This window comes from Microlunatus antarcticus (assembly GCF_014193425.1).
GTDB classification, from domain to species: Bacteria; Actinomycetota; Actinomycetes; order Propionibacteriales; family Propionibacteriaceae; genus Microlunatus; species Microlunatus antarcticus.
Window position 1 is genome coordinate 1,980,888 of sequence record NZ_JACHZG010000001.1, and the last position, 25,219, is coordinate 2,006,106.

A 25,219-nucleotide genomic window follows, 5' to 3' on the forward strand; every position below is an offset into this window, starting at 1 on the left:
AGTGCCTTCCGCGTCAGGCGGCGTCGAGGAAGGGGTAGTCGGTGTAGCCCTTCGGGCCGCCGGTGTAGAAGGTGTCCTGGTCGGGCTCGTTCTCCGCGTGCCCGCCCTGCCAGCGCTCGACCAGGTCGGGGTTGGCGATGACCATGCGGCCGACGGCGACGGTGTCCGCCGCGCCCTGGTCGACGAGGTTCTCGGCGTCCTCGCGGTTCGTGACGACCCCGAAGCCGTCGTTGATCATCAGGTGTCCGCCGAAGCGGGCGCGCAGGCCCTGGACGAGCTCGCTCGTCGGGTCGGCGTGCAGGATGCTCAGGTAGGCCAGGCCCAGGGGGCGCAGCGCGTCGGCGAGCAGCCCGTACGTCGTGGCGACGTCGTCGGCGTCCTCCTCGACGACGCCCTGGACGTTGTGCGACGGCGAGATGCGGAGGCCGACGCGGCCGGCGCCGATCTCGGCGGCCACCGCGGTGGCGGTCTCGACGACGAGGCGGACGCGGTTCTCCGGCGAGCCGCCGTACTGGTCGTCGCGCTGGTTGCTGCCCGCGGCCAGGAACTCGTGCAGCAGGTAGCCGTTGGCGCCGTGCAGCTCGACCCCGTCCAGGCCGGCGTCCACGGCGCGGCGGGCCGCGGCGACGAACGCGTCGCGGGTCTGCTCGACCTCAGCGGTCGTCAGCGCGTGGGGAACGGGGTAGGGCAGCTTGCCCTCGGGGGTGTGGGCCTCGCCCTCGACCGCGATGGCGCTGGGGGCGACGACACGATCGCAGCCGTTGATGGCGGTGTGCGAGACGCGGCCGCCGTGCATGACCTGCATGAAGAGGTGGCCGCCGCGGGCGTGGACGGCGTCGGCGACGCGGGCCCAGCCGGCCTGCTGCTCGTCGGTGACGATGCCGGGCTGGCCGGCGTACGAGCGGGACTCGTGGGTGGGGTAGGTGCCCTCGGTGACGATGAGGCCGGTGCTGGCGCGCTGCGCGTAGTACTCGGCGACGAGCTCGCCGGGGACGCCGTCCGCCCCGGAACGGCTGCGGGTGAGCGGCGCCATGACGACGCGGTTGGACAGCTGGAGGTCGCCGAGCGCGACGGGGGAGTAGATCTTCACGAAGAGGTTGAGCAAGCAACCACCCCGGAACCTTCCGGCATCCGCGAAATGTGTCGAGCACGACACTTGTGCGCCCCTTCGACAGGCAAAGGGAGCGTTCGGGCGGCTCGAGCGTTCGCGCGATCATGAACCCATGCCCGTCACCCTGCCCCGCCCTCGTCTGCTCGACCCCGCCTCGGTCCCGGCGCTGCGGTGGGGCGTGATCGGCACGGGCATCGCGGGACCGTTCGTGTCCGCGCTCCACCGGCGGACGACCCAGCGCGCCGTCGCCGTGGTGGCGCGGGATCAGGCGAAGACCGAGGCGTTCGCCCGCGAGCACGGGATCGGCACCGTGCACCGGAGCGTGTCGGCGCTGATCGAGGATCCGCAGGTCGACGTCGTCTACGTCGCCACCCCGCACCCGCTGCACCACGCGCAGGCGCTGGAGGCGGTCGCGGCCGGCAAGCACGTGCTGGTCGAGAAGCCGATCGCCATGTCGGCGGCGGAGGCCCGCGAGATCACCGACGCCGGGCGCGCCGCCGGGGTGCTGGTGCAGGAGGCGATGTGGACGCGCTACCTGCCGCAGTCCGACGTGATCCGTCAGGTCCTCGCCGACGGCCTGCTGGGCGACGTACGGCTGGTGCGGGCCGACTTCGGCTTCGTGTTCCCCTTCGACGCCGACCACCGGCTCTGGAACGCTGAGCTCGGCGGCGGGGCCCTCCTCGACGCCGGCGTCTACCCGATCTCGTTCGCCTCGTCCGTCCTCGGGCCGCCCGACTCCGTGACCGCCGTCGGCTCGCTGGCGCCGACCGGCGTGGACGAGCGGGCCGACCTCCTGCTGCCGTCGGGCGGCGCCACCGCGCTGGCGTCGACGTCGCTGGTGGCGCGGCTGCCGGTCACGGCGTCGGTCATGGGTTCGCAGGCCCGGCTGGACGTCTGGAGCCCGTTCTTCGGCCCGACCGGGCTGACGCTGACGTCGGGCTCGGCCACGGCGGAGGAGACGTCGACCTGGCGCGACCAGACCTTCGACCGGCTCAACGAGGGCCTGGCCCACCAGGCCGTCCACCTCGCCGCGTACGTGGGCGAGGGCCGCCTGGAGTCGCCCGTGCACCCGCACGCCGAGCTGGTCTCGATCATGGCCACGATCGACGAGGCCCGCCGCCAGCTCATCGCGGCGGGGTGACGCCCCCCGGCACGGGCGCGATGGGGATGTAGTCCACTTGTGCACCGATGTCGGTGCACAGGTCGCCGAACTCTCGTGACAAGGACGTCCGCATGCCGCTGCCCCCCGACTCCGTCGGCTCCACCCACTTCGCCGAAGGCGCGGCAGCCGCCGACTGGTGGCGCGACGCCGTCGTCTACCAGGTCTACCCGCGCAGCTTCGCCGACAGCGACGGCGACGGCATCGGCGACCTGGACGGGGTGCGCGAGCACGTCGACCACCTCGTCGCGCTCGGCGTGGACGCGGTCTGGCTGAGCCCGTTCTACCCGTCGGCGCTCGCCGACGGCGGCTACGACATCGACGACCACCGCGACGTGGCGCCGGAACTGGGTGACCTGGCCGCGTTCGACGCGATGGTTGCGGCGCTCCACGCGCACCAGATCAAGGTGATCGTCGACATCGTGCCCAACCACACGTCGGACCGGCACCGCTGGTTCCAGGCGGCGCTGGCCGCGGGACCGGGGTCCGACGAGCGCGACCGCTACGTCTTCCGGTCGGGGCGCGGGCCCGGTGGCGACCAGCCGCCGAGCGACTGGGAGTCCGACTTCGGCGGGCCCGCCTGGACGCGCCTTCCCGACGGCTGGTGGTACCTGCACCTCTTCGCCCCCGAGCAGCCCGACCTCAACTGGGACCGTCGCGACGTCCGCGACGACTTCCTCGCCACCCTCGCCTTCTGGGCCGACCGCGGTGTCGACGGCTTCCGGGTCGACGTCGCCAACCTGCTGGTGAAGGACCTGACCGAGCCGCTGCCCGACCTCGCCGCGCTGGCGACCGTGGCCGACGGCAATCACGCGTACTCCGACCGCGATGCCGTGCAGGAGGTGTACGCCGAGTGGCGGACCCTGTTCGACCGCTACGACCCGCCGCGGATGGCCGTCGCCGAGGCGTGGGTGCCGGCCCACCGGCGGGCCCGCTACGCGAGGCCGGAGAGCCTCGGGCAGGCGTTCAACTTCGACCTGCTCTCCGCGCCCTGGGACGCGCCGACGTGGCGTCGCGTGATCACCGAGAACCTCGACCTCTCGGCCGAGAGCGGCTCCACCTCGACCTGGGTGCTCTCCAACCACGACGTCATCCGGCACCCGACGCGCTACGGGATCACGGCGGCGGCGGGCCAGCCGAACGCAATCGGCTACATCCCCGGCTTCGGCGTCGACCCGGACATCACCGTCGACGAGGCGCTCGGGGCCCGGCGCGCCCGGGCGGCCACGCTGCTGATGCTCGCGCTGCCCGGGTCGGCGTACCTCTACCAGGGCGAGGAGCTCGGCCTCTTCGAGGTCGCCGAGATCGACGCGGGCCAGCGCCAGGACCCGACGTTCTTCCGGACGGGCGGGACGCGCCTGGGCCGCGACGGCTGCCGCGTGCCGCTGCCCTGGACCAGCGAGCCGTCGTCGTACGGCTTCAGCCCCGACCCCGCCTCGGCGCCGCCGCACCTGCCGCAGCCGGCGTGGTTCGCCGACCTGAGCGTGGCCCGCGAGAACGGCGACGACGCCTCGAGCCTCACCCTCTACCGCCGGGCCCTGCGGCTGCGCCGGGAGCTGACCTCGGGGGAGGGCCTGACGTGGGTCCCGTCGGAGCCGGGCGTCCTTCACGTGGTCAGGGCGGGCGGCTGGCACTGCCTCACCAACTTCGGACCGGATCCCGTGCCCGTCCCGCCGGGCGAGCTGCTCCTGGCCAGCGGCCCGCTCGTCGACGGGTCCGTCCCGACCGACACCACCGTGTGGGTGCGGGGTGCCTGAGGCCCGCGGCTGGTCGCACCCGCCGGCCCACACCGGCTGGCTGGCGGCCCACGAACGCGCGCTGCTGCGCTTCGGTCGTCACGTGGTCCGCTCCGACGGTCTCGCGCACTGGCTCGACGACGACGGCGCACCCGACCCCGCCCGGACCGGCGACGTCTACGTGGCCGCCCGGATGGCCCACGTCTACCTGCTCGGCGGGATGCGGGGCGTCCCCGGCTGCACGCCGCTCGCCGCCCGGCTGCTGGCCGGGCTGGCGACCGCGGCCCGGGACCGGGAGCACGGCGGCTGGCTGGAGCACGTGCCGGACCCCGCCGCCGGCCCGACCGACCCCGCCGACCCGGCCCCGAATGCGGACAAGCAGGCCTACACGCACGCGTTCGTCGTCCTGGCCGGCGCCACGGCGACGGTCGCGGGGGAGTCGGGCGGTCCGGCCCTGCTGGCCGACGCGCTGCGGACGACGTACGAGGTGTTCGCCGACCCCGGGACGCCGCTCTTCGTCGACAGCGTCTCCGCCGACCTCTCGGTGACCCGTCCCTACCGCGGCCTCAACGCGAACATGCACCTCGTCGAGGCGCTGCTGGCCGCGGCGGACGCCACCGGCGACCGCGCGCACGCCGAACGTGCCGGGGCGATCTGCGCCTGGGTCGAGGGGCAGGTCCGGACGCACGGCTGGCGCATCCCCGAGCACTACGACGAGCGCTGGGTGCCGCAGCTCGAGCACAACCGCGACCACCCGGACGACCCCTTCCGCCCGTACGGGGCGACGATCGGGCACGCCTTCGAGTGGGCCCGGCTGATGCTGCAGACCGGCCACGCCCTGGGCGAGCCCGACCGCCACTTCGAGACCTCGGCGCGGCTGTTCGACCGGGCCGTCGAGGACGGCTGGGTCGAGGGGGAGCACCCCGGCTTCGTCTACACCACGGGCTGGGACGGGGTGCCGGTCGTGCCCGACCGGGTCTTCTGGGTGCCGGCGGAGGCGATCGGGGCCGCCGCCGCGCTGGCTCAGCTGACCGGCGAACCGCGCTACCGCGAGCGGTACGTGGCGTGGTGGGACCACGTGGCCGGGGTGTTCGTCGACGAGGACCGCGGCTCGTGGCACCACCAGCTCGACACCACGAACTCACCCACGAGCACCATCTGGTCGGGCAAGCCCGACCTCTACCACGCCTACCAGGCGGTGCTGCTCTCCCGGCTCCCGGTCGCCGCCAGCCTTGCGGGGGCGGTGGCGTCGGAGCGGGGCTGACCGCGCGGGTCCCGCGACCTGCCACCCGGAGGGAAGCTCCGGAGGTCGTTCAGCGGTCGCGCACGAGCAGGCGGGGCCCGACCGTCTGCAGGACCAGCCCGAGACCGAGGCCCGCGAGCATGATGCCGCCCATGGCCGCGGGCGTGCCGCCGAGCAGTCCGGCCAGGGGTGTCCCGAGGCCTCCGACCCCGAAGGCGAGGCCGCCGGCCAGGGCGGCGGCGGTGCCGGGCGACGCCTGCCCGAGGGCCTGCGTCCGGGTCGCGGAGCCGGTGATCACCAGGCCCTGCGCTCCCGTGACCAGGGCGAGGCAGACCCACACGACCCAGCCCGGGGCGTGGAGGAGCGCGGCGCTGAGCACGCCGGCCGAGCCGACCGTGGCCACGGCCAGCCCGACGGTGAGGAGGCGGTCCTCGGAGACGCGGCCCACGATCTTCCCGAACACCAGGGTCGAGATGATCATGCAGGACGCGTTCGTGGCGAAGACGAGGGTGTAGCGCGCGGTCGAGTAGCCGTACCAGGTCTGGAAGACGAAGGCGCTCGTCGCGATGTAGGCGAAGAAGCCGACCGTGGCCACGCACGAGGTGGCCAGGTAGAGCGAGAAGCGCGGGATGCGCAGCAGCGACCCCATCCGCCGGGCGCTGGCCAGCAGGCCGACCCGGCCGAGCGTCGCTCCGCCGGGAGCGTCTCGGGAAAGCTCACCAGCACGGACACGGCGAGCGCGAGCCCGACCGCGGCGAGCGCCCAGAAGGTGAGCCGCCAGGTGCCGACCCCCAGCAGCGCGCCGCCGATCAGCGGCGCCACCACGGGCCCGACGGCGTTGATCGCCGACAACGCGGCGATGACCCGGGCCCGGCGTACGCCCGCCAGGACGTCGGTCACCATCGCCCGCCCGGCCACCGAGCCGGCGGCCCCGGCCAGCCCCTGCAGGACGCGGGCCGCCAGCAGGACCGGCGCTGTGGGGGAGACGGCGCACAGGACCGACGCGACGACGAAGGCGAACGTGCCCAGCAGCACGAGCCGCCGACGGCCGACGGCGTCGCTGAGCGGACCGATGAGCAGCTGTCCGACGGCGAACGAGACCAGGAACGCGGTCAGCGTGAGCTGGGCGACCGCGGGGGTGGTCCCCAGGTCGGCCGCGAGCTCGGGCAGGCCCGGGATGTACATGTCGGTGGCCAGCGGCGAGATCCCGGTGACCAGGGCCAGCGGCACCAGCGGGGCGAGCTCACGACCGCCCGTGCGCGGCGCGCGCACCACCTCCGTCGTCCCCACGCGAGCCACCGTACTTGAACGTTCTAGTGGAGTCCGGCGCGTGGCCCGCGTGGTGCAGAGTAGGGGCGCCCGCGCCGCGGGCGGGGAGGAGACCCGGATGAGCAGCACCGTCCTGCCGGCCGTGATCGCGGTGATCGCCAGCCTGTTCGTGGCCCTGGCCCTGCTGGTGCCGTTCGTGGCCGTGCAGTACCGGCGGCGAGGGACGCTGGGGCTCGGGCCGACCGTGCTGAGCTTCGCCGCGCTGGTCTACGCGCTGGCCCTCGTGTCGTACACGCTCCTGCCGCTGCCCGAGCTGACGGCCGACTTCTGCTCGGTCCACCGGGTGTCGCCGCAGCTGCGTCCCGGGCAGTTCGTCGCCGACGTCCTCCGGGAGAACCGTGGCGGCGTCTTCGGGCTGGCGACGAACCGGGCGCTGCAGCAGGTCGTCTTCAACGTCGCGCTCTTCGTCCCGCTGGGGATGTTCCTGCGGCACCTGCTGCGCCGCGGGATTGTGGTCAGCACCGCGATCGGGCTGGGCGTCTCCCTGCTGGTGGAGCTGACCCAGCTGACCGGGGTGTGGACGCTGTTCCCCTGCGCCTACCGGCTCTTCGACGTCGACGACCTCATCGCCAACACGTCGGGTGCGCTGCTCGGCGCGCTGCTCGGTCCGGTGCTGCGGCTGGTGCCCGGCCAGCGCACCGGCGACCCCGACGAGCCCCGGCCGGTCACCGCCCGTCGGCGGCTGCTCGGCATGCTGTGCGACTGGGCCGCCGGGGTCGGCACCGGGGGCGTGCTCGCGGTCGGGTGGAGCGTGCTCGCGGCGACCCTCGACGTGGACCTGCCGGCCCGCGCCGACCGGCTGGTGCCGGTCGTCCTGACCGGGCTCGTCCCGGGGCTGCTGCTCGCCCTGCTCGTCCTGCGGACCGGCCGCACGCTCGGCGAGCTCGTCGTCCGCCTCCGGCCGACGAGCACGGCCGGAGCGACCTCGGGGAGAGGGGCGCGTCTCCTGCGCTGGGCCCTCGGCATCGGCGGCTACCTGGTGCTGCGGAGCGCCGGCATCCCCCTCCTCGACCTGGCCGCGACCGCCCTCGCCGTCGCGTCGGTGGTGGCGGTGCTCGTCGGGGCGGGCCGAGGCGGGTTCGCGTACCGCGTCGTGCACTGGCAGCTCGAGGACGACCGGACCGGCGCCGACCACCCCCGTCCGCGCCAGCCGTCGGCCTGACCGCTGCCCGGCCGGAGCCAAGCCGGGTCGCCGTCCTCAGCGGGCGAGCTCCTCCTCGACCCGGGCCACGACCGCGGCCGGGCTGGGCTGGGTCGCCATCTCGGCGGCGACCTCGGCGGCGGCGGTGGTGAAGGCGGGCTCCTCCAGCAGCCGGAGGACGAGCTCCCGGGCCGTCTCGACGTCCAGCGTGGTCGGGTCGTGCGCCAGCCCCACACCACGGTCGCTGACGCGCTTCGCCGAGAGCGGGTTGTCGGCGAACGCGGGCAGGACCAGCTGGGGCACCCCGAAGTGCAGCGGCGCGGCGGTGGTGCCCGAGCCGCCGTGGTGGACGATCAGCCGGCACGTCGGGAGCACGGCGGACAACGGCAGGTAGCCGACCGCGCGGACGTTCGAGGGCAGCTCCGTCCCCTTCGGGAGGCTGGCGTCACCGAGCGCGAGGACCACCTCGACGGGCAGGTCGGCCAGCGCCGCCAGCAGCACGGAGACGACGTCGGTCCCGGCCACGGTGGGGACGACGGTGCCCAGCGTCACGAGCACCCGCGGCCGGGCGGGAGTCTGCCGGGCCCACGGCTCGACGACGGCGCCGCCGTTGAACGGCACGTACCGCATGGACCACCAGGGCACGCCGTCGCGCGGGTCGGGCTCGTCGTCGACCAGCCCGCCCATGCTCGGCGCCCGTGGGTCGACGCGGGCGACGATGTGCAGCGGCGTGCCGTCCAGGCCCAGCTGCGTACGGACCGCCGCGACGCCGGAGATGTCGCTCCCGGGTCCACCCTGGTCGCGGGTGGACCAGGAGACGCGGTTGCCGACCTCCAGGCCGGGCAGCCCGAGGGTGGTCGCGGCCAGCTCGCCGCTGCCGTGGTCGGACGTCCAGACGACGAGGTCGGCCCCGTGCTCCCGGGCCGCCTCGACCGTGCCCGGCGTCATCTCCTCGGTGAACATGCGGAAGGGCGACACGGGCGGACCTCCGCCCGGCCCCCTGCCGACCCCGGCCTGCAACCGAGCCCAGAGGTCCTGGTCGGGGCACACGTCGACCACCTCGAGGCCGGCGCCCGCGGCGACGGCGCACATTCGACCGGTCGTGGCGAGCCGGGCCGTGTGCCCGGCCGCCTGGGCCGCCCACACGAGCGGCACGAGCGGCATCATCAGCCCGTAGCCCGGCGCCGAGGCGAAGAGGATCTTCATATCCCGACTATGGCATTTCCCGGGTCGCGAACGACGAGCCCCGGGGTCGTCAGGCAGCCGGCGGTCCTTGACGTGCGGCAGTGGCCTGGTGTGACGGCCGCGTCAGCCCGCCGTGGTCCAGAGGTCCTTGCCCAGCCGCGTCCACCCGTCGCTCGGGTCGGCGGTGGAAGCGCCACCCCAGGCGAGGACGGTGCGCTGCACGGCCACGAGGCCGTCGCGGACCTCCGCGGTGCTGGCCGCCACGACCGACGTGCCGTCCCGCCGCGTCCAGCGCTCGGTGAAGGCGACGACGTCGCCGCCGTCGACGAGGTCGGTGACCAGACCGCCGGCCGCGTCCAGGCTGTCGAACCACGCCCGGATGGCCGGACGGCCGTGGACGGTCCGGGAGCCGGGGGGCGGGCTGGCCGGGTCGACGACGTGGATGTCGGCGTCCTCCGCATACCAGGCGACCCGGGCGCCGAGGTCACGGTGCTCCCGGGCGCGCACGAAACCGGTCAGGTCGAACACCGGTCCCCGCCGGCCGGGCACCCGGCCCCGCCCGTGGAGGCGCAGGTCGAGGCGGAGGTCGCCGGGGTCGCGCACGGTGGCCCGGCCGTCCGTGGTCATGACTGCTGGGGGCCGGTCGGCCGGGACGCGGCCTCCGCCAGCCGGGCGTCGAGCGCGGAGCGGGCCAGGACCTCGACCTCGTCCAGCGGCCCGCGGGCCCGGCCGACCAGCGCCGCCCGGGACGCGTCGACCACCTCGGTCGTCAGCAGGGGCGGGCAGTACGTCGCCGACAGCCGCCCGACGAGCTCGAGGAACTCGGGGCGGGGTTCGGTGTCGGTGGTCGGCGGTGCAGAGAGGTCGAGGTCGGTGGAGCGCGTCGAAGCGATGATGTCCTTGCTGGGCGTGGGGCGGCGCGGAGCCGGAGGAGCCTGGACGCGGAAGCTGAACTTCCGGGCGAGCGCGGCGTGGTCACGGCGCATCGTCCCAGGGTCGGTGCCGAGCGACATGGCCCGTGGGAACCGGCAGCGCGGGAGCCGAGCGAAACTGAGCCCCCCAGCGCGTCGAACCAGGTCCCCGCGCCACCGACCGACCCAGGATGGCAGGGGGACGGCGGCGGACCCAGGGACCAACGTCCTGACCCTGCGGGCCTCCTGGCTCGGTGACCGAGGCGGCGGGGCCGGGTCAACCAGCCAGGACCGTCGCGACCTCCGTCTCCCGGTCGACCAGGCTGCTGGCCACCTCGTCGAGATCGAGACCGTTGCGGTAGGCCCAGCCCCGCAGCGTGGCCAGGGCGTCCACGTCGCTCTGGGTGGTGGCGGCGATGACCATCCCGACCGCCGTCCAGACGGTCGTCCGGTCGACCGCCGGGTCGTCGCCGAGCCACTCGGGAACCTCGGCGTCGGCGTCGTACAGCGCCGCGAAGGCCCCCGACAGCACGGCCGCGATGGGGTCGGCCACGGCGTGCTCGAGGTCGGGGAGCGAGAGGGTCGAGGCGAGGTCCTCCCCGGTCGAGTACAGGTCGAGCGCCCCGAAAGGAGGCTCTTCGGCCCGCCGGAGGGGCAGGGAGACGACCGAGCGGTACGGCGTCAGCCGGAACAGCTCGTCCCAGTAGACCGGCCACCACTGCGCCATCCACGCCGCGTCGGCGGACCGGGCCGCGCCGGCGTGCATGGCGGCGATGCACGGCCCGCTGCCGAGCGTCGTCTGCGCACGTTCCGCGATGCCGACGGTGGGGCTGCTCCAGCCGAGCGGCACCCGCAGCGATCTCTGCGCCAGGCTGATGCCCGCACCTTCGACGGTCGGCAGGACGTCGACGCACGCCTCGGACAGCACCGACGGGCTCACCTCGGGACTCCCGGTCATGGTGACCCGGTGGCGGACGGCCTTCCGGTGCGCATGCTCCAGCGTCACGTCCAGGTCCCTTCCCCGTCTCCGACCCGACGTGGTTACCCGGCCCGCCCGGCCGTAAGCAGGCCGGGGGCGGTCGGCGCCCGGCTCGTCGTGCGGCCGACGGGCGGGGCGGAGGTCGCAGGTGGGTGGGCTCGTGGGGTTCAGCGGCGCGTGCGGGTGGACCAGAGGGCCCAGGCCACGAGGAGCGGCTGGCCGAGCAGCCGGAGGCGGCGCTTGCGGTCGGTGTCGAGGCCGAAGGCGTCGCGGTGGTGCTCGAGCTGGGCGAGGTTGCCGGGGAAGACGGCGGTGAAGAACGTCGCGGCCACGTTCCCGACGAGCTGGCGGTGCCGCTCCGGCGCGAGGGCGATCGTGGCACCGAAGGCGATCTCGACCACCCCGGACGCGAGCACGACCTGGTCCGTGCTCAGGGGCGTGACCTCGACCACGGTCTCGGGGACCTGGGCCCGGAACGGCCTGCGGGCGAACGTGAGGTGACTCGTCCCGGCGAAGACCAGGATCCCGCCGAGAGCCACGCGCGCGACGGTGCGGACCCTGCTCATCGTGCTGGCTCGGCGAAGAGGTCGATCATGGTCCCGTGCCTTCCGGTCGTCATCCTGTCGGCTCTGACGCTAACTCAGTCGCGCACGACCTAACTGCGTGGGGTGCAGCTCGGGTCAGGGACGGGAGCCGCCCCGGCCCGGACCGGTCCGGTCGAGCCGCCGGGCACGAGGACGCCGGGGAGGAGCCGGGGCGGCAGGGTGTCGGCGCCGTCGAGGACCCGGAGGAGGGCCTGCACGCCCAGCTCGCCGAGCTCCGGGCCGGGTGAGGACATCGCGGTCAGGGCGGGGTCGACCAGCGTGCTCATCTCGGTCGACGTCAGGACCGACAGGACCGAGACGTCGTCGGGGACGCGCAGCCCGTGCCGCAGGAGGCCGGAGACCAGCCCCGGTGCGGCGAACTCGTTGAGGACGAGGACCCCCGTCGTCCACGGTCGCGTGGAGACGATCTCCTCGGCGACCGCGCGGCCCCCGTCGGTGTCCTGCCCGCACTCCAGAACCACGACCGCGAAGCCACGCTCGGCGGCCAGGCGTCGGTAGGCGTCCGCCGCGCGGACGTACGGGCCGTAGCTGCGGAAGCTCGCGTCGGCCTGGCTGCCGGTGACCAGCACGAGGTGACGGTGACCGAGCCCGTACAGGTGGTCGACGGCCTGCTCCATCGTGCGGTCGAAGTCGATGTCGACGTAGACCAGCCCGGTGAGGTCCGCGGAACGACCGATCAGGGCGAACGGCGTCTGCGTCGCCCGGAGCACCTCGACGCGGGCGTCCTCGAGCTGGACCTCCATCAGCAGCACGCCGTCCACCAGCCCCTGGCCCACCAGCTCGGTCAGCTCGTCGGCGTCGTTGCTCACCGGCCACAGCACCAGGTGGTAGCCGGCCTCGCCGGCCGTCCGCGCTGCGCTGGTGATGAACTCCATCGCCGACCCGCCCAGCTTGTGCTCCATCGCCGGGTAGACCAGCGCCACGATCCGGGTCCGCCGGCTGGCCAGGGCCCGGGCCACGCTGTTGCGTCGGAACCCCAGCCGCGCCATGGCGTCCTCGATCTTGCGCCGGGTCTCCGGCGCCACCCGCTTGGAGTCGTTGACGACGAAGGACACCGTGGCGATCGAGACGCCGGCCGCCTCCGCCACTTCCCGCATGGTCGCCGCCATCGCCCCCGCACCTCCCGATCTGGTGCCCTGACCGTACGGCTCGACGCGCCTGTCCGGGGGCGCGGACCGAGGTCGTGGGACGAAGGACCCTTGACAAACCGTGGGGCCCGTCCCAGGATCCTCACAAGCGTAGTTAAGCGCTTAACCGAGGGTTGACGACGTCCGTGGACGAGGGCAGGAGCCCGGGTCCACGGCCGCTCCGACGCGCCCTCGGTCGCGTCAGCAAAGGAGCTGCACCGATGATCACGAAGCTGGTTTCCAAGCGCGTGGCGACCTTCGCCGCCCTGGCCGCCCTGGCCCCCCTCTCCCTCGCCGCGTGCGGCGGCGGGTCCTCCGGGTCGTCGGGCGGGGACGCGTCCGCGACCGTCGACACCCTCAAGGTCCTCGACTACTACACCGACGAGCCCGGCAAGACCCAGATCGGCGACATGCTGACCGCGTGCGGCACCTCGATCGGGGTCGGCACGATCGAGCGCGAGGCCGTGCCCGGTCCGACCCTGATCCAGAAGGTGCTGCAGCAGGCGTCGTCCAAGTCCCTGCCCGACGTGCTGATGCTCGACAACCCCGACATCCAGCAGATCGCCGACACCGGCGCGTTGGCTCCCCTCGGCGACTTCGGCATCACCGCGGACGGCTACGCGCCGGGCCCGGTCGCCGCGGCCACCGGAGCCGACGGCAAGCTCTACGGCCTGCAGCCGGGGGCCAACACGATCGCGATCTTCTACCGCAAGGACGTGCTGGAGAAGGCCGGTGTGACGCCCCCGACCACCTGGGCCGAGCTCCGGACGGCGGCCAAGAAGCTGACCGTCGGCAAGCAGTACGGCTTCGCCTTCAACGCCACCGCCGACTACGAGGGCGCCTGGCAGTTCCTGCCGGCGATGTGGAGCAACGGCGGTGACGAGACCGACCTCAAGACCCCGCAGGTGGCGGGGGCCCTCCAGCTGTGGAAGGACCTCGTCGACGACGGCTCCGCGTCCAAGAGCGTCGTCAACTGGAAGCAGTCCGACGTGAACGACCAGTTCATCGCCGGCAACGCGGCCATGATGCTCAACGGGCCGTGGCAGGAACCCGCCCTGGACAAGGCGAAGGTCGACTACGGCGTCGTCCCGTTCCCGGTCGACCAGGCGGGCCAGGCCTCGGTCGCCCCGCTCGGCGGCGAGGCGTGGACGGTCCCCATGACCGGCGACCAGGCGAAGATGGCCAAGGCCGCCGAGCTGGTGAAGTGCATGAACACCGACGCGAACCAGCTGCTGCGCGCCAAGCAGGGCGGTCTGGTGCCGACCAAGCTCGCGCTCGCCGACCAGTTCAAGACCGAGGTCCCCAAGATGGCCGGCTTCACCGACGCCGTGGCCCAGGCCCGGGCCCGGACCGGCAAGCTCGGCGCCAAGTGGCCGGACACCGCCAAGATCATCTACACCGGCGTGCAGCTCGTGCTGACCGGCCAGGCCGCTCCGGCGGACGCGATGGCCAAGGCCGGCGGCTAACGGGTCGGCGAGGAGAGGAGCCGAGTCGTGTCGGACACGAAGACTCTCGCCCCCGCACCGCCCAGGGACGCACCGGCGCCTCGTCCTCCGACCGCTCGTCGGAGCGGCAGCCGGCGCCTCGAGGAGATCACCAAGATCCTCTTCGTGGTGCCGGCGGGCCTGGCGATCGTCGCCCTGTTCGGCTACCCGGTCGTCAAGAACGTGGTGATGGGCTTCCAGGACTACGGGCTCAAGACGTTCTTCACCGGCAAGGCCCCGTTCGTGGGGCTCAGCAACTACGTCGCCGTGGTGAGCGACGACGTCTTCTCGAAGGCCGTCGTCAACACCGCGCTCTTCACGCTGGGCTCGATCCTCGGCCAGTTCGTGATCGGGATGCTGCTCGCGCTGTTCTTCCACCAGAGCTTTCCGCTCAACGGGGTGCTGCGCGCGCTCTTCCTGCTGCCGTGGCTGCTGCCGCTGATCGTGGGCAGCGCCGCGTGGCGGGCGATCCTCGAGCAGGACAGCGGCATCCTCAACGTCACGCTGCAGAACCTCGGCGTCATCGACGGGCCGGTCCCGTGGCTCACGTCGCCCTCGGTGGCGCTGGTCTCCGTGATCCTGGTCAACATCTGGCTGGGCATCCCGTTCAACCTGACCCTGCTCTACAGCGGGCTGCAGGCCATCCCGGACGAGCTGTACGAGGCCGGGGCACTGGACGGCGCGACGGGCTGGCGGGCCTTCTGGTCGATCACCTGGCCCAACCTCAGGGCGGTGGTCAGCGTGGTGCTGATGCTCGGCGTGATCTACACCCTCAAGGTCCTGGACATCATCCTCGGCCTCACCCAGGGCGGGCCGGCCAACGCGACCCAGACCATCGCGCTGCAGTCCTACCAACGCTCCTTCGTGGAGTTCAAGTTCGGGCAGGGGGCCGCGCTGAGCAACATCCTGATCGTCATCTCGCTGGCCTTCGCGATCATCTACCTGCGCGTCAACCGGCGCCAGGTCGACGAGTAGGGGAGCGACGATGTCCGCCATTGTGTCCAAGGGGCAAGCCCGGCACGCCCGCGGTCCCGTCCGGACCGCCATCGCGATCGTCCTGCTCGCGCTGCTGCTGTTCCCCGTCTACTGGATGCTGAACATCTCGCTGCAGCCGAGCGGCAACGCCCTGTCCGGCACCTTCTTCCCGACCCACCCGAGCCTCGACGGCTACCGGGCGGCGATCGCCGACCAGGGCGGCCACCTGGTGATCAGCCTGGTGATCGCCTCGGGGACGGTCGTGCTGTCCCTGCTGGTCGCCGCGCCCTGCGCGTACGCGCTCGCCCAGTTCCGGTTCCGCTGGATCAGCTGGGCCCTGCTCGCCATCCTGATCTCCCAGATGATCCCGAGCATCGTGATCGCCAACGCCCTCTACACCGCGTACGAGCGCATCGGGCTGCTGGACTCGATCCCGGGGCTGATCGTCGTGAACTCGGCGAGCGGGATCCCGTTCGGCATCTTGATCATGCGGTCGTTCATGCTCGGCGTGCCGCCCTCGATCGTCGAGGCGGCTCGCGTGGACGGGGCCGGCCTGGTCCGGGCGTTCCTGTCCATCGTGGTGCCGATCAGCCGCAACTCGCTGATCACCGCGGGGCTGTTCGCCTTCCTGTTCGCGTGGAGCGACTTCATCTACGCGCTCACGCTGACCACCAAGGGTCAGGTCGTGCCCGTCACCCTCGGGATCTACACCTACCTGGGCGCCCACATCGCCAACTGGAGCGCGGTGATGGCCACCGCCGTGCTCGCCTCCCTCCCGGCGATCGTCCTGCTGGTCGTCGCCCAGCGCTACATCTCCGCCGGCGCCACCGGCGGGGCCGTCAAGTAACCCGACCCGACCACTCATCCGACCCCCTCGAGAGGGACACCCATGTCGTCCAGCAGCACCACCAAGCACCTGAACGTCGTCGTCTGGGGGGAGAACCGGCACGAGCAGATCGAGCCCCACGTCGCCGCGATCTACCCCGACGGCATGCACGCCACCATCGCTGCCGGGATCACCGAGAACCTGGGGGAGGACGTCTCGGTCACGACGGTGACCCTCGACGACCCGGAGCACGGCCTGACCGAGGAGGTCCTCGCGAGCACCGACGTCCTGGTCTGGTGGGGGCACGCCGCGCACGCGGAGGTCGCCGACGAGATCGTCGACCGGGTGCACCGTCACGTGCTGTCCGGGATGGGCCTGCTCGTGCTGCACTCCGCGCACTGGTCCAAGATCTTCGGCAGGCTGATGGGGACGACCTGCACGCTCCGCTGGCGCAGCGAGCAGGACCGCGAGCTGGTCTGGACCGTCGACGCGACGCACCCGATCACGCAGGGCGTGCCCAATCCGATCGTCATCGACGCCCAGGAGATGTACGGCGAGACGTTCGACATCCCCGCGCCCGACGAGCTGATCTTCATCTCGTCGTTCAGCGGCGGCGAGGTGTTCCGCAGCGGCTGCACGTTCCGCCGGGGGCACGGCAAGATCTTCTTCTTCTCCCCGGGGGACCAGGACTTCCCCGTCTACCACCACCGCGACGTCCGCCGGGTCATCGCCAACGGCGTGCGGTGGGCCGCCAGCGACGGCGAGCGCGCCCTGCCGACGCTGCTCCGCTACGAGACGGGTGAGTTCTTCCAGGGCCGCAGCTACGCGGGCGCCATCGAGTCGGTCGAGGAGACGCCGGAGCCCGCGGGTGTCTGAGCCGCTGCGTCTGGTCCAGGTCGGGGCGGGCGGGATGGGGCGTACGTGGCTGCGTGCCCTCGCCGCCAACCCGGACGTCCGGCTGGTCGGGCTGGTCGACCTCGACGTCGACGCCGCGCGACGGGCCGCCGACGAGGAGGGCTGGCCCGGGGTGGAGGTGGCGACCATGGTGGAGGGTCTCGGCTCGCGCCCCGAGGCCGAGGCCCTGGTCAACGTCACCGTCCCGGTGGCGCACCACGCGGTGAGCACCGCGGCCCTGCTCGGCGGCCTTCCCGTGCTCAGCGAGAAGCCGCTGGCCGAGTCGGTCGCCGAGGGCCTGTCGATGGTGGCCGTGTCGGAGGTGGCCGGCCGGCTGCTGATGGTGTCGCAGTCGCGGCGCTACTGGCGCCACCTGTCGGCCTACCGCCGCCAGATCGCGGGGCTCGGGCGGGTCGGCACGGTGAGCTGCGAGTTCTTCAAGGCCCCGCACTTCGGCGGCTTCCGCGAGGAGATGGCGTACCCGCTGCTCGTGGACATGGCGATCCACCAGTTCGACCTCGCACGCGACCTGATCGGCACCGAGCCGGTGTCGGTCTTCTGCGACAGCTTCAACCCGTCCTGGAGCTGGTTCGGCGGGGATGCCGCCGCGAACGCGGTGTTCGAGTTCGAGGGCGGCGCACGCTTCAGCTTCACCGGGAGCTGGTGCTCACCCGGGCTGGAGACCTCCTGGAACGGGCGCTGGCGGGTGAGCGCCGACGGCGGCACCGCCCTGTGGGACGGCGACGGCGAGCCGGTGGCCGAGGACGCCGACGGTTCGTCGCTGCCGGTCGTCGTCGAGGACGAGCCGGAGCAGATCGCCGGCTCGCTGGCCGAGTTCGTCGCCGTGCTGCGCGAGGGTGGCGTCCCCTCGGGCGAGGTGCACGCGAACGTGCTGAGCCTGGCCATGGTCGAGGCCGCCACCAGGTCGGCGGAGGCCGGCCGGCGGGTGACGATCGCCGAGGTGCTGGACGCGGCGTACGCGACCGCGGTCGAGGTGGAGCAGAACGAGGCCGTGCGTACGCAGCTGCTGTCCTGGCCGTCCGTGCACGCGGTGGTGGGGCGACGCTGAACGCGTGAGCCGCTAGCCCAGGTGCCCGGTCAGGCGGGCGCTGAGGTCGTGGAGCTCCGTGCGCAGGCGGGCGAGCTCGTCGGGCGCGAGCTCGGTGTCGCAGCGGACGCGGTGCTGGGCGATCGCGGCCTGCTGCTCGAGGTCACGTCCGGCGCCCGTGAGGGCGGCCCGGAAGACGCGCCGGTCGTCCTCGTCGCGGCGGCGGTCGAGCAGGTGGGCTTGCTCGAGCCGCTCGATCACCGGGCTGAGCCCGTGGGCCGGGAGGTCGAGCCGGCCGGCGAGGTCGCTCAGGCTGATCTCGTCCTCCTCCCACAGCGCCATCATCACGAGGTACTGCGGGTAGGTGAGGCCGAGCTCCTTCAGCAGCGGGCGGTACGAGCGCACGATCGCGTTGGTGGCGGCGTACAGCGCGAAGCAGAGCTGGTCGTCGAGGCGCAGGGCGGTCGAGGGGCCGTCGGCGGGCTGCGGGGCGTCGGGGGACACGGGATCCTTCGGGAGCGGCGTGGGCCGGCCGGGGCCGGGGAGACAAGTCTGCGGCACCGCACCGACCGGTCGCGCGGACCGGCTGGGTCCCAGGTTCCTCCAACAGATCTGGGGTCCAGCCGCTTCGCGTCGTCAACCTGAGAGGTCGTGCAGGTACTGCTGAGAAACTTAACAGTCACAGACGCCGATGATCGCGTCTGGTTAAAGTTCGCGCGTGATCCAAAGCGAGCTGGACCGCGGTTCCTCCGCGCTGGCCCTGTCCGCCGTCATCGTCGCCGCCGACACCTTCCGGCTTGCCGCCGCCCAGCACTTCGGGCTGGCCCTGGTCGACACGCACGCCATCAGCTACCTGGCCGAGCACGGGCCGATGTCGCAGACCGAGCTCGCCCGGCTCCTCGGGCTGACCAGCGCCGGCGTCACCGGGCTCGTCGACCGGCTCGAGCAGACCGGCAACGCCCGGCGGGCCCTCGACCCGCAGGACCGGCGTCGGCACCGGATCGAGCTCACCGACCACGCGTGGGAGATCCTCGCCGAGTGCCGCGAGGGGCTGGCCCGGACGTTCGACCGGCTCGACCCGGCGAGCGTCGAGACCGTCACCTGCGCCCTGACCGGGCTTGCGGCGGGCCTCACCGAGGAGAGCCGCCGGTTCGGCTCCTGACGGGTCGGGCGGCGGTCGTCGGTCAGGCCGGGAGGTCGACGATCTCCCGCGACACGAGCTCCTCGCGGACGGCCGGGGCGATCAGCGTGTTGTACGGGCTCGTCAGGTGGAACCGGTCGAGCTTGACCGGGGTGGTGCCGACGAAGGCCGGGCACCGGTTGTCCACGCAGACCCACTTCTGCGTGTTCACGTAGACGCCGCCGACGTCGCGGGCCACCTTGGCCTCGAGGACGCCCCAGCTGGGCTCGGGCGTGGAGACGCAGTCGGCGGGCGTGCTGACCTTGCTGAAGCAGTCGTTGACGTCCTTGTCCGCGGGCGGGCCGGGCATCAGCACGAGCTTCGGCTTCACGGTGATCTTCTTGATCTGCGCCTCGGCCGACTCCACGTTGCCGGTGCCGGCGAGCACGACGACGTCGGGGTCGAGGCGGTTGATCGCGGCGACCGCGTCGTCGGGGCGCTGACGGCAGCTCTTCTGCGCGTCGGGCGGCGGGGCGAGGATCGTCATGTCGCGGAAGCCGCAGCCGTACATGCCGTACGAGACGACCTTCCAGCCCTGGTCGGTGCCGATGACCTGCCGCAGCAGGTCGACGTAGACGAGCGCGACCGAGTTCCCGACCACGACCATCGTGTGGTCGGCCTTCGGGTCGCCCCAGGTGCAGGCGGCCTCGTCGATGGTGTCGGCACCGCCACAGCTGTGGATGTCGTCGGGGCCGAGCCCGCCCGTCATGACCGAGTTCATCGACGGCGACAGCGTCGGCCACGCCTTCGCGGTGAGCGCCTGCGCGATCCGGGCCTGGAGCTGGTCCTGGGCCGAGGCCGCGCCGGTGGCGCCACCGGACGGGAGCGCCAGCGGGGCCGGTTCCGCGCTGGTGGACCGCGCCTGGGTCTGGAACGTGACGACGACCAGGACCGCCGTGGCGAGGGCGAGGAGGCTGACGGCCGTGCGCTGGTAGGCGGGGGTGAACGGGCTCGGCCGGGCGGGGGCGCCCTGCCGCCGACGGCGGTGACGCGGCCGGTCGGCCCGGGGCTGGAGCCACTGCGAGCGCCGGATCGGGTCCTCGACCAGGTGGTAGGTGTAGACGGAGAGCACCGTGGCCACGCCGAGCAGGACCAGCCCGGTCAAGAAGCCGCCCCCGAGCACCGCCCGGCCGAGGATCACGACCGGGAAGTGCCACAGGTAGAGCGAGAACGAGATGTCGCCGACGTAGCCGGACACCCGGTTGGTGAGCGGGAAGAGCAGGCGCTGCTGCGCGACGCCGGTGCCCGCGGCGATGACCAGGGCGGTGGCCAGCACGGGCAGCGCGGCGGCGGGGGCCTGGAAGCCGTCGGCAGGGTCGACGAGGAAGACCCCGGCGACCATCCCGGCGAGGCCGATCCACGCGAGCGGCGGCCGGAGGCGGTCGGGCAGCCGGCTGACGAGCGGCACGGCGATCGCCAGCAGCGCCCCGACCCCGAGCTCCCAGGTGCGGGAGAAGGTCGAGAAGTACGCCCGGTTGGCCGCGACCTGCGAGTCGTGCAGCGCCCAGACGAACGAGGCGACGGACAGCACGACGACGAGCGCGGCCAGCACCACCCGCGGACGCACGCTCTTCGCCGCGGAGCGGCCCAGCAGGACCAGGACCAGGAGCATCAGCCAGGGCCAGACGAGGTAGAACTGCTCCTCGACCCCGAGCGACCAGTAGTGCTGCAGCGGCGAGACCGGACGGTCGTGGGCGAAGTAGTCCGTGCTCTGCAGCGCGAAGCGCCAGTTGGCGGCGAAGAACAGGGCCCACACGCCGTCCACCGCGGTCGCCTGCCAGCGCGCGACGTTGAAGACGAACCACGACGCGGCCACCGTGACCGCCAGCACGAGCAGCGAGGCGGGCAGGATCCGCTTGACCCGGCGACGGTAGAAGCCGGAGAACGAGATCCGGCCGGTCCGGTCGTGCTCGCGGAGCAGCAGCCCGGTGATCAGGAAGCCGGAGATGACGAAGAAGACGTCGACCCCGACGAAACCGCCACGCGGCCAGTCCCAGACGTGGTTGGCCACCACGGCCAGCACCGCGAAGGCGCGCAGGCCCTGGATGTCCCAGCGGGAGCGGGGGCTCGGCTGCTTCGTGCCGCGGCCGACGCGGCCCCCGGACCCGTGGCGGTACGACTGCGTGGAGAAGGAGGGCTGCCGACTGCGACGCCGCTCGGGCCGGCCCTCCGAGGGCGCGTCGGGCGTCGTCCTCGGGGCCGTGGGGGTGGCGGTGCTGGACATGACGACTCCTCCGGGTTCACGGGTGGGGGAAGCCCGATCCTCAGCTGTTCAGGTGCGTGTGGACGTACGTCGTCGTGTCGTCGTCGCGCAGCACCAGGCGAGGTGTCCGCCCGGTCCAGGGTCCGAGCCGTACGTGCACCCGGCCCGGAATTGATGCCGTCGGCAGCGTAACGGCACGACCATCGGACAGCAAGGTGACGTGATAGTTCAGCGACCCCGGCGACCGGTCAGTCGCCGGCCACGACGACCACGACCTTGCCCGAGAGCTCGCCGGCGGCGGCCCGGGCGTGCACGGACGTGAGATCGGCCAGCGGGACGCGCTCCTCGACGTGGACGCGCAGCTCGCCGCGGTCGACCAGCGCCACCAGGTGGGCGAGCTGGGCGGCGTCGCTGCGGACGAAGAGGTCGACGCCCCGTACGCCTCGGGCCTTGTCCGAGGGAGCCGGCATCCACACGGTGGTGCTGACCACGACGCCGCCCGGACGGACCAGCCCCACCAGCGCGTCGAGCTGCGCCGGGACGACGGGGGCGAGGTTGAGCACGAGGTCGACGGGCTCGGTGACCGCCGCGGCCAGGTCGGTGGTGGTGTGGTCCACGACGTCGTCGGCGCCGGCCGATCGGACGCGGGCGCTGCTGCGCGGGCTCGCGGTGGCGATGACGTGCGCGCCGGCCCGCTTCGCCAGCTGGACGGCGTAGCCGCCGACCGCGCCACCCGCACCGTTGACCAGCACGCGCTGGCCGCTCGTCAGGCCGCCGTGGTCGAAGAGCGCCTGCCAGGCGGTGAGGCCGACGGTCGGCAACGCGGCGGCGTCGGTCAGCGAGATGCTCGTGGGGGCGGCTGCCAGGAGGTCGGCCGGCGCGAGGACGAAGTCCGCGGAGGCGCCGTCGTCGACCATCGGGAGGAAGCCGACGACCCGGCCGCCAGGCTCGAGGCCGGTCACCCCGTCGCCGAGCGCGTCGACCGTGCCGGCGACGTCGATGCCGGGCGTGTGCGGCAGCGCCACGGGGATCGGGCCCTGCATGCCGCCGCCCCGGATGTTCGCGTCGATGCCGTTGAACGACGTCGCGGTCACCCGGACGCGGACCTGCCCGGGGCCCGGGACGGGCTGCTCGACGTCGTCGAGCCGGAGGACGGACGGGTCGCCGTACGCGTGGAAGCGGACTGCCTTCATGGCTGGTCTCCTGGTGGGTGTTCTGGACTGGTGGGGGAGACGGCCGGCGGTCAGGCGAGCAGCCGCGACCGGTGGAACGTGCGGTCGGGGTCCACGGCGTCCGCGACGGCCCGCGCGCGGTCACGGACGTCGCGTGGCAGGGACTCGGGCACGGCGGCGGCGCCGTCGACCCACGACCCGGGCGTGAGGCCGGTGTCGGCCGTGGTCCAGACCGCCCTCGCGCGGGCGAAGGCGGCGTCGATCTGCGCGCGGCTGGAGCGGCCGAGCGGGCCGACGGCGTGGTAGACGAACGATCCGGGTGGGGCGGTGACCGCGCCGTCACGCCGCGTCGGGGCCCCGCCGACGTGGCGGAGCTCCAGCATCACGACCGGGGAGTCGTCCGCGACCGCGGTCGTCAGGAGCGCCTCCGCGAGGCCGGGCGTGGAGTCGTCGAGCCAGCGCGCGTCGCCGATCGCCGGGACCGCGGTCGGCGGGTCGAGGTGGATCCGGGCGAGACCGGCCGCGTCCTTCGGACCCCAGTCGTCCAGGACCGGGGTCGACGCCGTGCGCATCGCGTCCAGCAGGGGAGCGGCACCCACGGGCCCGTCGGGGTCGGCGACCGCGAGGTGCACGGCCACGGAGCCGTGCAGCGACTCCGGGAACATCGGGAGCGGCGGGACGTGGAGCACCGAGAGGCTCGAGGACGTGGCGGGTCCGACCGACCCGATCGCGCCCGCCCACGCCGCCACCAGCTCGGGCAGGGCGGTCGCGGGCCACAGCAGCGCCCCGGCGTGCAGGTCGGGGACCGGGACGAGGTCGAGCTCCAGCGTGTGCGCGACACCGACCCCGCCCGCGCCGCGGAACGCCCAGATCGCGTCCCGGTCGACCACGTCGGCGGCGTCGTCCGCGGCCCGACGTAGCTGTCCGCGACCGTCGACGTATGAGACGGCGCGCAGCGTGCCGGTGGCGAGACCGTCGCGCCGCGCCAGCCACCCGATGCCCCCGCCGAACGTGTAGCCGGAGACCGCGACGCTCGGCGCCGACCCAGCGAGCCCCAGGAGCCCGTGCTGCTCGGCGACCGCGTTCACGGCCGACCACGTCGCGCCGGCCCCGACCGTCGCCACGCGGGTCACCGGGTCGACGGAGACCTCGTCCAGACCTGCGGTGTCTAGCAGGACGACGCCCTCGTCGACGCCGGCGCCGGCGCCGTGCCCCGTGGCCTGCGGCGCCACCGTGAGCGCCCGGCCGGTCGAGCGGGCCAGCGCGTCCACCTCGGCCAGCGCGGCGGTGAGGTCCTCCGGGCGGACGATCGTGGCGACGCGGGCCGGTGTCTGCGTCGAGGAGGAGTTGTGGGGCTGGGTGGACCTCGCGTAGGCGTCCGACCCGGGGCTGAGCAGCATGGGCCTACGCTACAACGGAAACGGACGACTTCGTCCGTTTGTCTCCCGCCACCTCCGCAGGACGGATCCCGATGACCGCTTCCGACACCCCACCCGTCGCCGTGATCGGCGCGACGGGTCAGCAGGGCCGCGCCGTCGTCGACGCGCTCCTCGGCGCCGACGTCGCCGTGCGCGCGCTCGTCCGTGACCCCGGGTCGTCCGCCGCCCGCGCTCTCGCCGGTCGCGGGGTCGAGCTGGTCCAGGCCGACCAGGAGGACGGCACCTCCCTCACGCAGGGCCTCGCCGACGTCTCCGCGCTCTTCTTCATGACCACGTTCGCGGCGCCGGACGGCACGAACGGGGAGGTCCGTCGGGGCAGCACGGTCGCCGAGGCCGCGGCCCGCGCCGAGGTCCCGCACGTCGTCTACTCCTCGGTCGGCGGCGCCGAGCGGCACACCGGCATCCCGCACTTCGAGAGCAAGCGGCGCGTCGAGGAGCGGCTGAGCGGTCTCGTCCGCGCGACGTTCCTGCGGCCGACCTTCTTCATGGACAACCTGCTGCCCCAGCTGACCCCCGGAGCCGACGGCACCGTGGTCGTCCGGCTGCCGCTGGCGCCCGACGTGCCGCTCCAGATGGTCGCCGTGCGCGACATCGGGACCGCCGCGGGACGCCTGCTGACCGACCCCGGGGCCGTCGACGGCGACGCCGTCGAGATCGCCGGCGACGAGCTCACCCTCGACCAGGTGGCCGAGGGGGTGGCACGGGCGTACGGCCGCCCGGCGCGGTACGAGGCCGTGCCGGTCGAGGCCCTCGGGGACGACACCGACCTGCAGGCGATGTTCCGGTGGTTCGCGACGGTGCCGTCGTACCGGGCGGACCTCGCCGCCACCCGGCGCCTCGTGCCCGACGTGAGCGACCTCGCGACCTGGCTGGGCCGGCAGGAGGGGCGGCAGCAGCCTTAGTCCCCGTCGGCGGCGATGCCGCGCAGGAACACCGCCCGCTGCTCGGCGGCGGTCGCCTCCCAGCCCGGGACGTTCGTCATCGGCTGGGCGAGCATCGCCCCGAAGCGCACCACGGTCCCGCCGTCGACGTCACGGCGGACGCTCCCGTCGTCGTGCCCGCGCGCGACGATGGCGCCCATCGTCCGCTGCATCCGCGCCCGCAGCTCGGCCGACTCCGTGCCCTCGGTCAGCGGGGCGCCGTGCATCGGCAGCACCAGCTCGTCACGGTGGACGAAGGTCTGGCGCAGGAACCGGCCGATCGCGTCGAGACCCGTCTCGCCCTTCGCGAGCGCGTCCTCGGCCTCCGCGAGGATCAGGCGGTAGGCGCGGACGGACATGGCTTCCAGCAGCGCCTCGCGGCTGGGGTAGCGACGGTAGAGGGTGCCGACCCCGACGCCCGCGTCCGCGGCGATCTGCGCCAGCGGCACGAACTTGCCCTCGGCCAGCCCGGCCCGGAGCGCGGCGGCCATCACGCGCTCGGCGTTCTCCGCGGCGTCCCTGCGGAGCTTCCGGGGCGGTTCGGCGGTCATG

24 protein-coding genes and 1 pseudogene are annotated in these 25,219 nt (G+C 73.5%); 11 read left to right on the forward strand and 14 right to left on the reverse strand.

Features of this window, described 5'->3' with window-relative positions; genetic code table 11:
• Nucleotides 1-13: 13 nt before the first annotated feature.
• Nucleotides 14-1,105 carry an alkene reductase gene (locus FHX39_RS09170; protein ID WP_198423320.1) on the reverse strand — a complete coding sequence of 364 codons (1,092 nt, stop codon included), beginning with the start codon at nt 1,103-1,105 and terminating at the stop codon, nt 14-16.
• Nucleotides 1,106-1,223: 118 nt separating this feature from the next.
• Between FHX39_RS09170 and FHX39_RS09175 the strand changes: the two genes are divergently transcribed.
• The 3 genes from FHX39_RS09175 to FHX39_RS09185 all read left to right on the forward strand — a co-directional run bounded on the left by FHX39_RS09175 (nt 1,224) and on the right by FHX39_RS09185 (nt 5,270).
• The gene (locus FHX39_RS09175; protein ID WP_183337759.1) at nt 1,224-2,252 is read left to right on the forward strand and encodes a Gfo/Idh/MocA family protein; all 1,029 of its coding nucleotides are present in this window, start codon (nt 1,224-1,226) and stop codon (nt 2,250-2,252) included.
• A gap of 92 nt (nt 2,253-2,344) precedes the next feature.
• Complete coding sequence (locus FHX39_RS09180; protein ID WP_183337761.1) at nt 2,345-4,027, forward strand: alpha-amylase family glycosyl hydrolase; 1,683 nt, start codon at nt 2,345-2,347, stop codon at nt 4,025-4,027.
• Nucleotides 4,020-5,270 (forward strand): AGE family epimerase/isomerase, encoded by a 1,251-nt coding sequence (locus tag FHX39_RS09185; protein ID WP_183337763.1) that lies wholly within the window; start codon nt 4,020-4,022, stop codon nt 5,268-5,270. The genes FHX39_RS09180 and FHX39_RS09185 overlap by 8 nt, the downstream gene beginning before the upstream one ends.
• Nucleotides 5,271-5,319: 49 nt before the next feature.
• Here the strand turns inward: FHX39_RS09185 and FHX39_RS21735 are convergent, their stop codons facing one another.
• The gene (locus FHX39_RS21735; protein WP_332836942.1) at nt 5,320-6,030 is read right to left on the reverse strand and encodes an MFS transporter; all 711 of its coding nucleotides are present in this window, start codon (nt 6,028-6,030) and stop codon (nt 5,320-5,322) included.
• Nucleotides 5,985-6,434 (reverse strand): annotated as a pseudogene (locus tag FHX39_RS22415) (MFS transporter); the annotation flags it as partial. The pseudogene FHX39_RS22415 and the gene FHX39_RS21735, both read right to left, overlap by 46 nt.
• Nucleotides 6,435-6,636: 202 nt before the next feature.
• Between FHX39_RS22415 and FHX39_RS22420 the strand changes: the two are divergent.
• Nucleotides 6,637-7,740 (forward strand): VanZ family protein, encoded by a 1,104-nt coding sequence (locus FHX39_RS22420; protein WP_183337769.1) that lies wholly within the window; start codon nt 6,637-6,639, stop codon nt 7,738-7,740.
• Between the two features lie 36 nt (nt 7,741-7,776).
• Here FHX39_RS22420 and FHX39_RS09205 read toward each other — a convergent pair whose 3' ends face one another.
• The 6 genes from FHX39_RS09205 to FHX39_RS09230 all read right to left on the reverse strand — a co-directional run bounded on the left by FHX39_RS09205 (nt 7,777) and on the right by FHX39_RS09230 (nt 12,508).
• On the reverse strand, nt 7,777-8,925 hold the full coding sequence (locus FHX39_RS09205) for a nucleotide disphospho-sugar-binding domain-containing protein (protein WP_183337771.1): 1,149 nt from the start codon (nt 8,923-8,925) through the stop codon (nt 7,777-7,779).
• A gap of 102 nt (nt 8,926-9,027) precedes the next feature.
• Nucleotides 9,028-9,531 (reverse strand): nuclear transport factor 2 family protein, encoded by a 504-nt coding sequence (locus tag FHX39_RS09210; RefSeq protein WP_183337773.1) that lies wholly within the window; start codon nt 9,529-9,531, stop codon nt 9,028-9,030.
• Complete coding sequence (locus FHX39_RS09215) at nt 9,528-9,890, reverse strand: hypothetical protein (protein ID WP_183337775.1); 363 nt, start codon at nt 9,888-9,890, stop codon at nt 9,528-9,530. Before FHX39_RS09215 ends, FHX39_RS09210 begins: the two co-directional genes overlap by 4 nt.
• Nucleotides 9,891-10,092: 202 nt before the next feature.
• The gene (locus tag FHX39_RS09220) at nt 10,093-10,821 is read right to left on the reverse strand and encodes a hypothetical protein (RefSeq protein ID WP_183337777.1); all 729 of its coding nucleotides are present in this window, start codon (nt 10,819-10,821) and stop codon (nt 10,093-10,095) included.
• Nucleotides 10,822-10,961: 140 nt separating this feature from the next.
• On the reverse strand, nt 10,962-11,360 hold the full coding sequence (locus tag FHX39_RS09225) for a DoxX family protein (RefSeq protein WP_183337779.1): 399 nt from the start codon (nt 11,358-11,360) through the stop codon (nt 10,962-10,964).
• 89 nt (nt 11,361-11,449) lie between these two features.
• Nucleotides 11,450-12,508, reverse strand: a complete 1,059-nt coding sequence (locus FHX39_RS09230) for a LacI family DNA-binding transcriptional regulator (RefSeq protein WP_198423321.1) — start codon at nt 12,506-12,508, stop codon at nt 11,450-11,452.
• Between the two features lie 239 nt (nt 12,509-12,747).
• On the opposite strand from FHX39_RS09230, the gene FHX39_RS09235 reads away from it, so the two are divergent.
• The 5 genes from FHX39_RS09235 to FHX39_RS09255 are packed head-to-tail and all read left to right on the forward strand — an operon-like array spanning nt 12,748 to nt 17,774.
• The gene (locus tag FHX39_RS09235) at nt 12,748-13,992 is read left to right on the forward strand and encodes an ABC transporter substrate-binding protein (RefSeq protein WP_183337781.1); all 1,245 of its coding nucleotides are present in this window, start codon (nt 12,748-12,750) and stop codon (nt 13,990-13,992) included.
• Between the two features lie 27 nt (nt 13,993-14,019).
• Nucleotides 14,020-14,985, forward strand: coding sequence for a carbohydrate ABC transporter permease (locus FHX39_RS22085; protein ID WP_183337783.1), 966 nt, complete (start codon nt 14,020-14,022; stop codon nt 14,983-14,985).
• 10 nt (nt 14,986-14,995) lie between these two features.
• Nucleotides 14,996-15,832, forward strand: a complete 837-nt coding sequence (locus tag FHX39_RS09245) for a carbohydrate ABC transporter permease (RefSeq protein WP_183337785.1) — start codon at nt 14,996-14,998, stop codon at nt 15,830-15,832.
• A gap of 42 nt (nt 15,833-15,874) precedes the next feature.
• On the forward strand, nt 15,875-16,687 hold the full coding sequence (locus tag FHX39_RS09250) for a ThuA domain-containing protein (RefSeq protein WP_183337787.1): 813 nt from the start codon (nt 15,875-15,877) through the stop codon (nt 16,685-16,687).
• Nucleotides 16,680-17,774, forward strand: a complete 1,095-nt coding sequence (locus FHX39_RS09255; RefSeq protein WP_183337789.1) for a Gfo/Idh/MocA family protein — start codon at nt 16,680-16,682, stop codon at nt 17,772-17,774. The genes FHX39_RS09250 and FHX39_RS09255 overlap by 8 nt, the downstream gene beginning before the upstream one ends.
• A gap of 12 nt (nt 17,775-17,786) precedes the next feature.
• Here the strand turns inward: FHX39_RS09255 and FHX39_RS09260 are convergent, their stop codons facing one another.
• Nucleotides 17,787-18,257 (reverse strand): MarR family winged helix-turn-helix transcriptional regulator, encoded by a 471-nt coding sequence (locus FHX39_RS09260; protein ID WP_183337791.1) that lies wholly within the window; start codon nt 18,255-18,257, stop codon nt 17,787-17,789.
• A gap of 214 nt (nt 18,258-18,471) precedes the next feature.
• Between FHX39_RS09260 and FHX39_RS09265 the strand changes: the two genes are divergently transcribed.
• Nucleotides 18,472-18,915 carry a MarR family winged helix-turn-helix transcriptional regulator gene (locus FHX39_RS09265; RefSeq protein WP_183337793.1) on the forward strand — a complete coding sequence of 148 codons (444 nt, stop codon included), beginning with the start codon at nt 18,472-18,474 and terminating at the stop codon, nt 18,913-18,915.
• Between the two features lie 22 nt (nt 18,916-18,937).
• On the opposite strand, the gene FHX39_RS09270 is transcribed toward FHX39_RS09265, so the two are convergent.
• The 3 genes from FHX39_RS09270 to FHX39_RS09280 form a co-directional block, all read right to left on the reverse strand.
• A complete protein-coding gene (locus tag FHX39_RS09270; RefSeq protein WP_183337795.1) occupies nt 18,938-21,157 on the reverse strand; it encodes an acyltransferase family protein in 2,220 nt (739 codons plus the stop codon).
• A gap of 227 nt (nt 21,158-21,384) precedes the next feature.
• Entirely contained in the window at nt 21,385-22,329 is a 945-nt protein-coding gene (locus FHX39_RS09275; protein ID WP_183337797.1) for an NADP-dependent oxidoreductase, read from the reverse strand.
• Between the two features lie 50 nt (nt 22,330-22,379).
• Nucleotides 22,380-23,708: an FAD-binding oxidoreductase gene (locus FHX39_RS09280; RefSeq protein WP_183337799.1), complete on the reverse strand. Its 1,329-nt coding sequence runs from the start codon at nt 23,706-23,708 to the stop codon at nt 22,380-22,382.
• 71 nt (nt 23,709-23,779) lie between these two features.
• Here FHX39_RS09280 and FHX39_RS09285 point away from each other — a divergent pair, with 71 nt between their 5' ends.
• The gene (locus FHX39_RS09285) at nt 23,780-24,649 is read left to right on the forward strand and encodes an NmrA/HSCARG family protein (protein ID WP_183337801.1); all 870 of its coding nucleotides are present in this window, start codon (nt 23,780-23,782) and stop codon (nt 24,647-24,649) included.
• Here FHX39_RS09285 and FHX39_RS09290 read toward each other — a convergent pair.
• Nucleotides 24,646-25,218, reverse strand: coding sequence for a TetR/AcrR family transcriptional regulator (locus tag FHX39_RS09290; protein WP_183337803.1), 573 nt, complete (start codon nt 25,216-25,218; stop codon nt 24,646-24,648). The two genes, FHX39_RS09285 and FHX39_RS09290, sit on opposite strands and share 4 nt — an antisense overlap.
• Between the last annotated feature and the right edge of the window lies 1 nt (nt 25,219).

Bases quoted from the DNA above. Each gene is read 5' to 3' on its own strand.
- FHX39_RS09285 (WP_183337801.1), top strand. From the start codon at position 23,780: ATGACCGCTTCCGACACCCCACCCGTCGCCGTGATCGGCGCGACGGGT.
- FHX39_RS09250 (WP_183337787.1), top strand. From the start codon at position 15,875: ATGTCGTCCAGCAGCACCACCAAGCACCTGAACGTCGTCGTCTGGGGG.
- FHX39_RS09175 (WP_183337759.1), top strand. From the start codon at position 1,224: ATGCCCGTCACCCTGCCCCGCCCTCGTCTGCTCGACCCCGCCTCGGTC.
- FHX39_RS09290 (WP_183337803.1), bottom strand. From the start codon at position 25,218: ATGACCGCCGAACCGCCCCGGAAGCTCCGCAGGGACGCCGCGGAGAAC.
- FHX39_RS09210 (WP_183337773.1), bottom strand. From the start codon at position 9,531: ATGACCACGGACGGCCGGGCCACCGTGCGCGACCCCGGCGACCTCCGC.
- FHX39_RS09270 (WP_183337795.1), bottom strand. From the start codon at position 21,157: ATGTCCAGCACCGCCACCCCCACGGCCCCGAGGACGACGCCCGACGCG.
- FHX39_RS09235 (WP_183337781.1), top strand. From the start codon at position 12,748: ATGATCACGAAGCTGGTTTCCAAGCGCGTGGCGACCTTCGCCGCCCTG.
- FHX39_RS22420 (WP_183337769.1), top strand. From the start codon at position 6,637: ATGAGCAGCACCGTCCTGCCGGCCGTGATCGCGGTGATCGCCAGCCTG.
- FHX39_RS09275 (WP_183337797.1), bottom strand. From the start codon at position 22,329: ATGAAGGCAGTCCGCTTCCACGCGTACGGCGACCCGTCCGTCCTCCGG.
- FHX39_RS09205 (WP_183337771.1), bottom strand. From the start codon at position 8,925: ATGAAGATCCTCTTCGCCTCGGCGCCGGGCTACGGGCTGATGATGCCG.
- FHX39_RS09230 (WP_198423321.1), bottom strand. From the start codon at position 12,508: ATGGCGGCGACCATGCGGGAAGTGGCGGAGGCGGCCGGCGTCTCGATC.
- FHX39_RS09180 (WP_183337761.1), top strand. From the start codon at position 2,345: ATGCCGCTGCCCCCCGACTCCGTCGGCTCCACCCACTTCGCCGAAGGC.
- FHX39_RS09245 (WP_183337785.1), top strand. From the start codon at position 14,996: ATGTCCGCCATTGTGTCCAAGGGGCAAGCCCGGCACGCCCGCGGTCCC.
- FHX39_RS09215 (WP_183337775.1), bottom strand. From the start codon at position 9,890: ATGCGCCGTGACCACGCCGCGCTCGCCCGGAAGTTCAGCTTCCGCGTC.
- FHX39_RS09225 (WP_183337779.1), bottom strand. From the start codon at position 11,360: ATGAGCAGGGTCCGCACCGTCGCGCGCGTGGCTCTCGGCGGGATCCTG.
- FHX39_RS09280 (WP_183337799.1), bottom strand. From the start codon at position 23,708: ATGCTGCTCAGCCCCGGGTCGGACGCCTACGCGAGGTCCACCCAGCCC.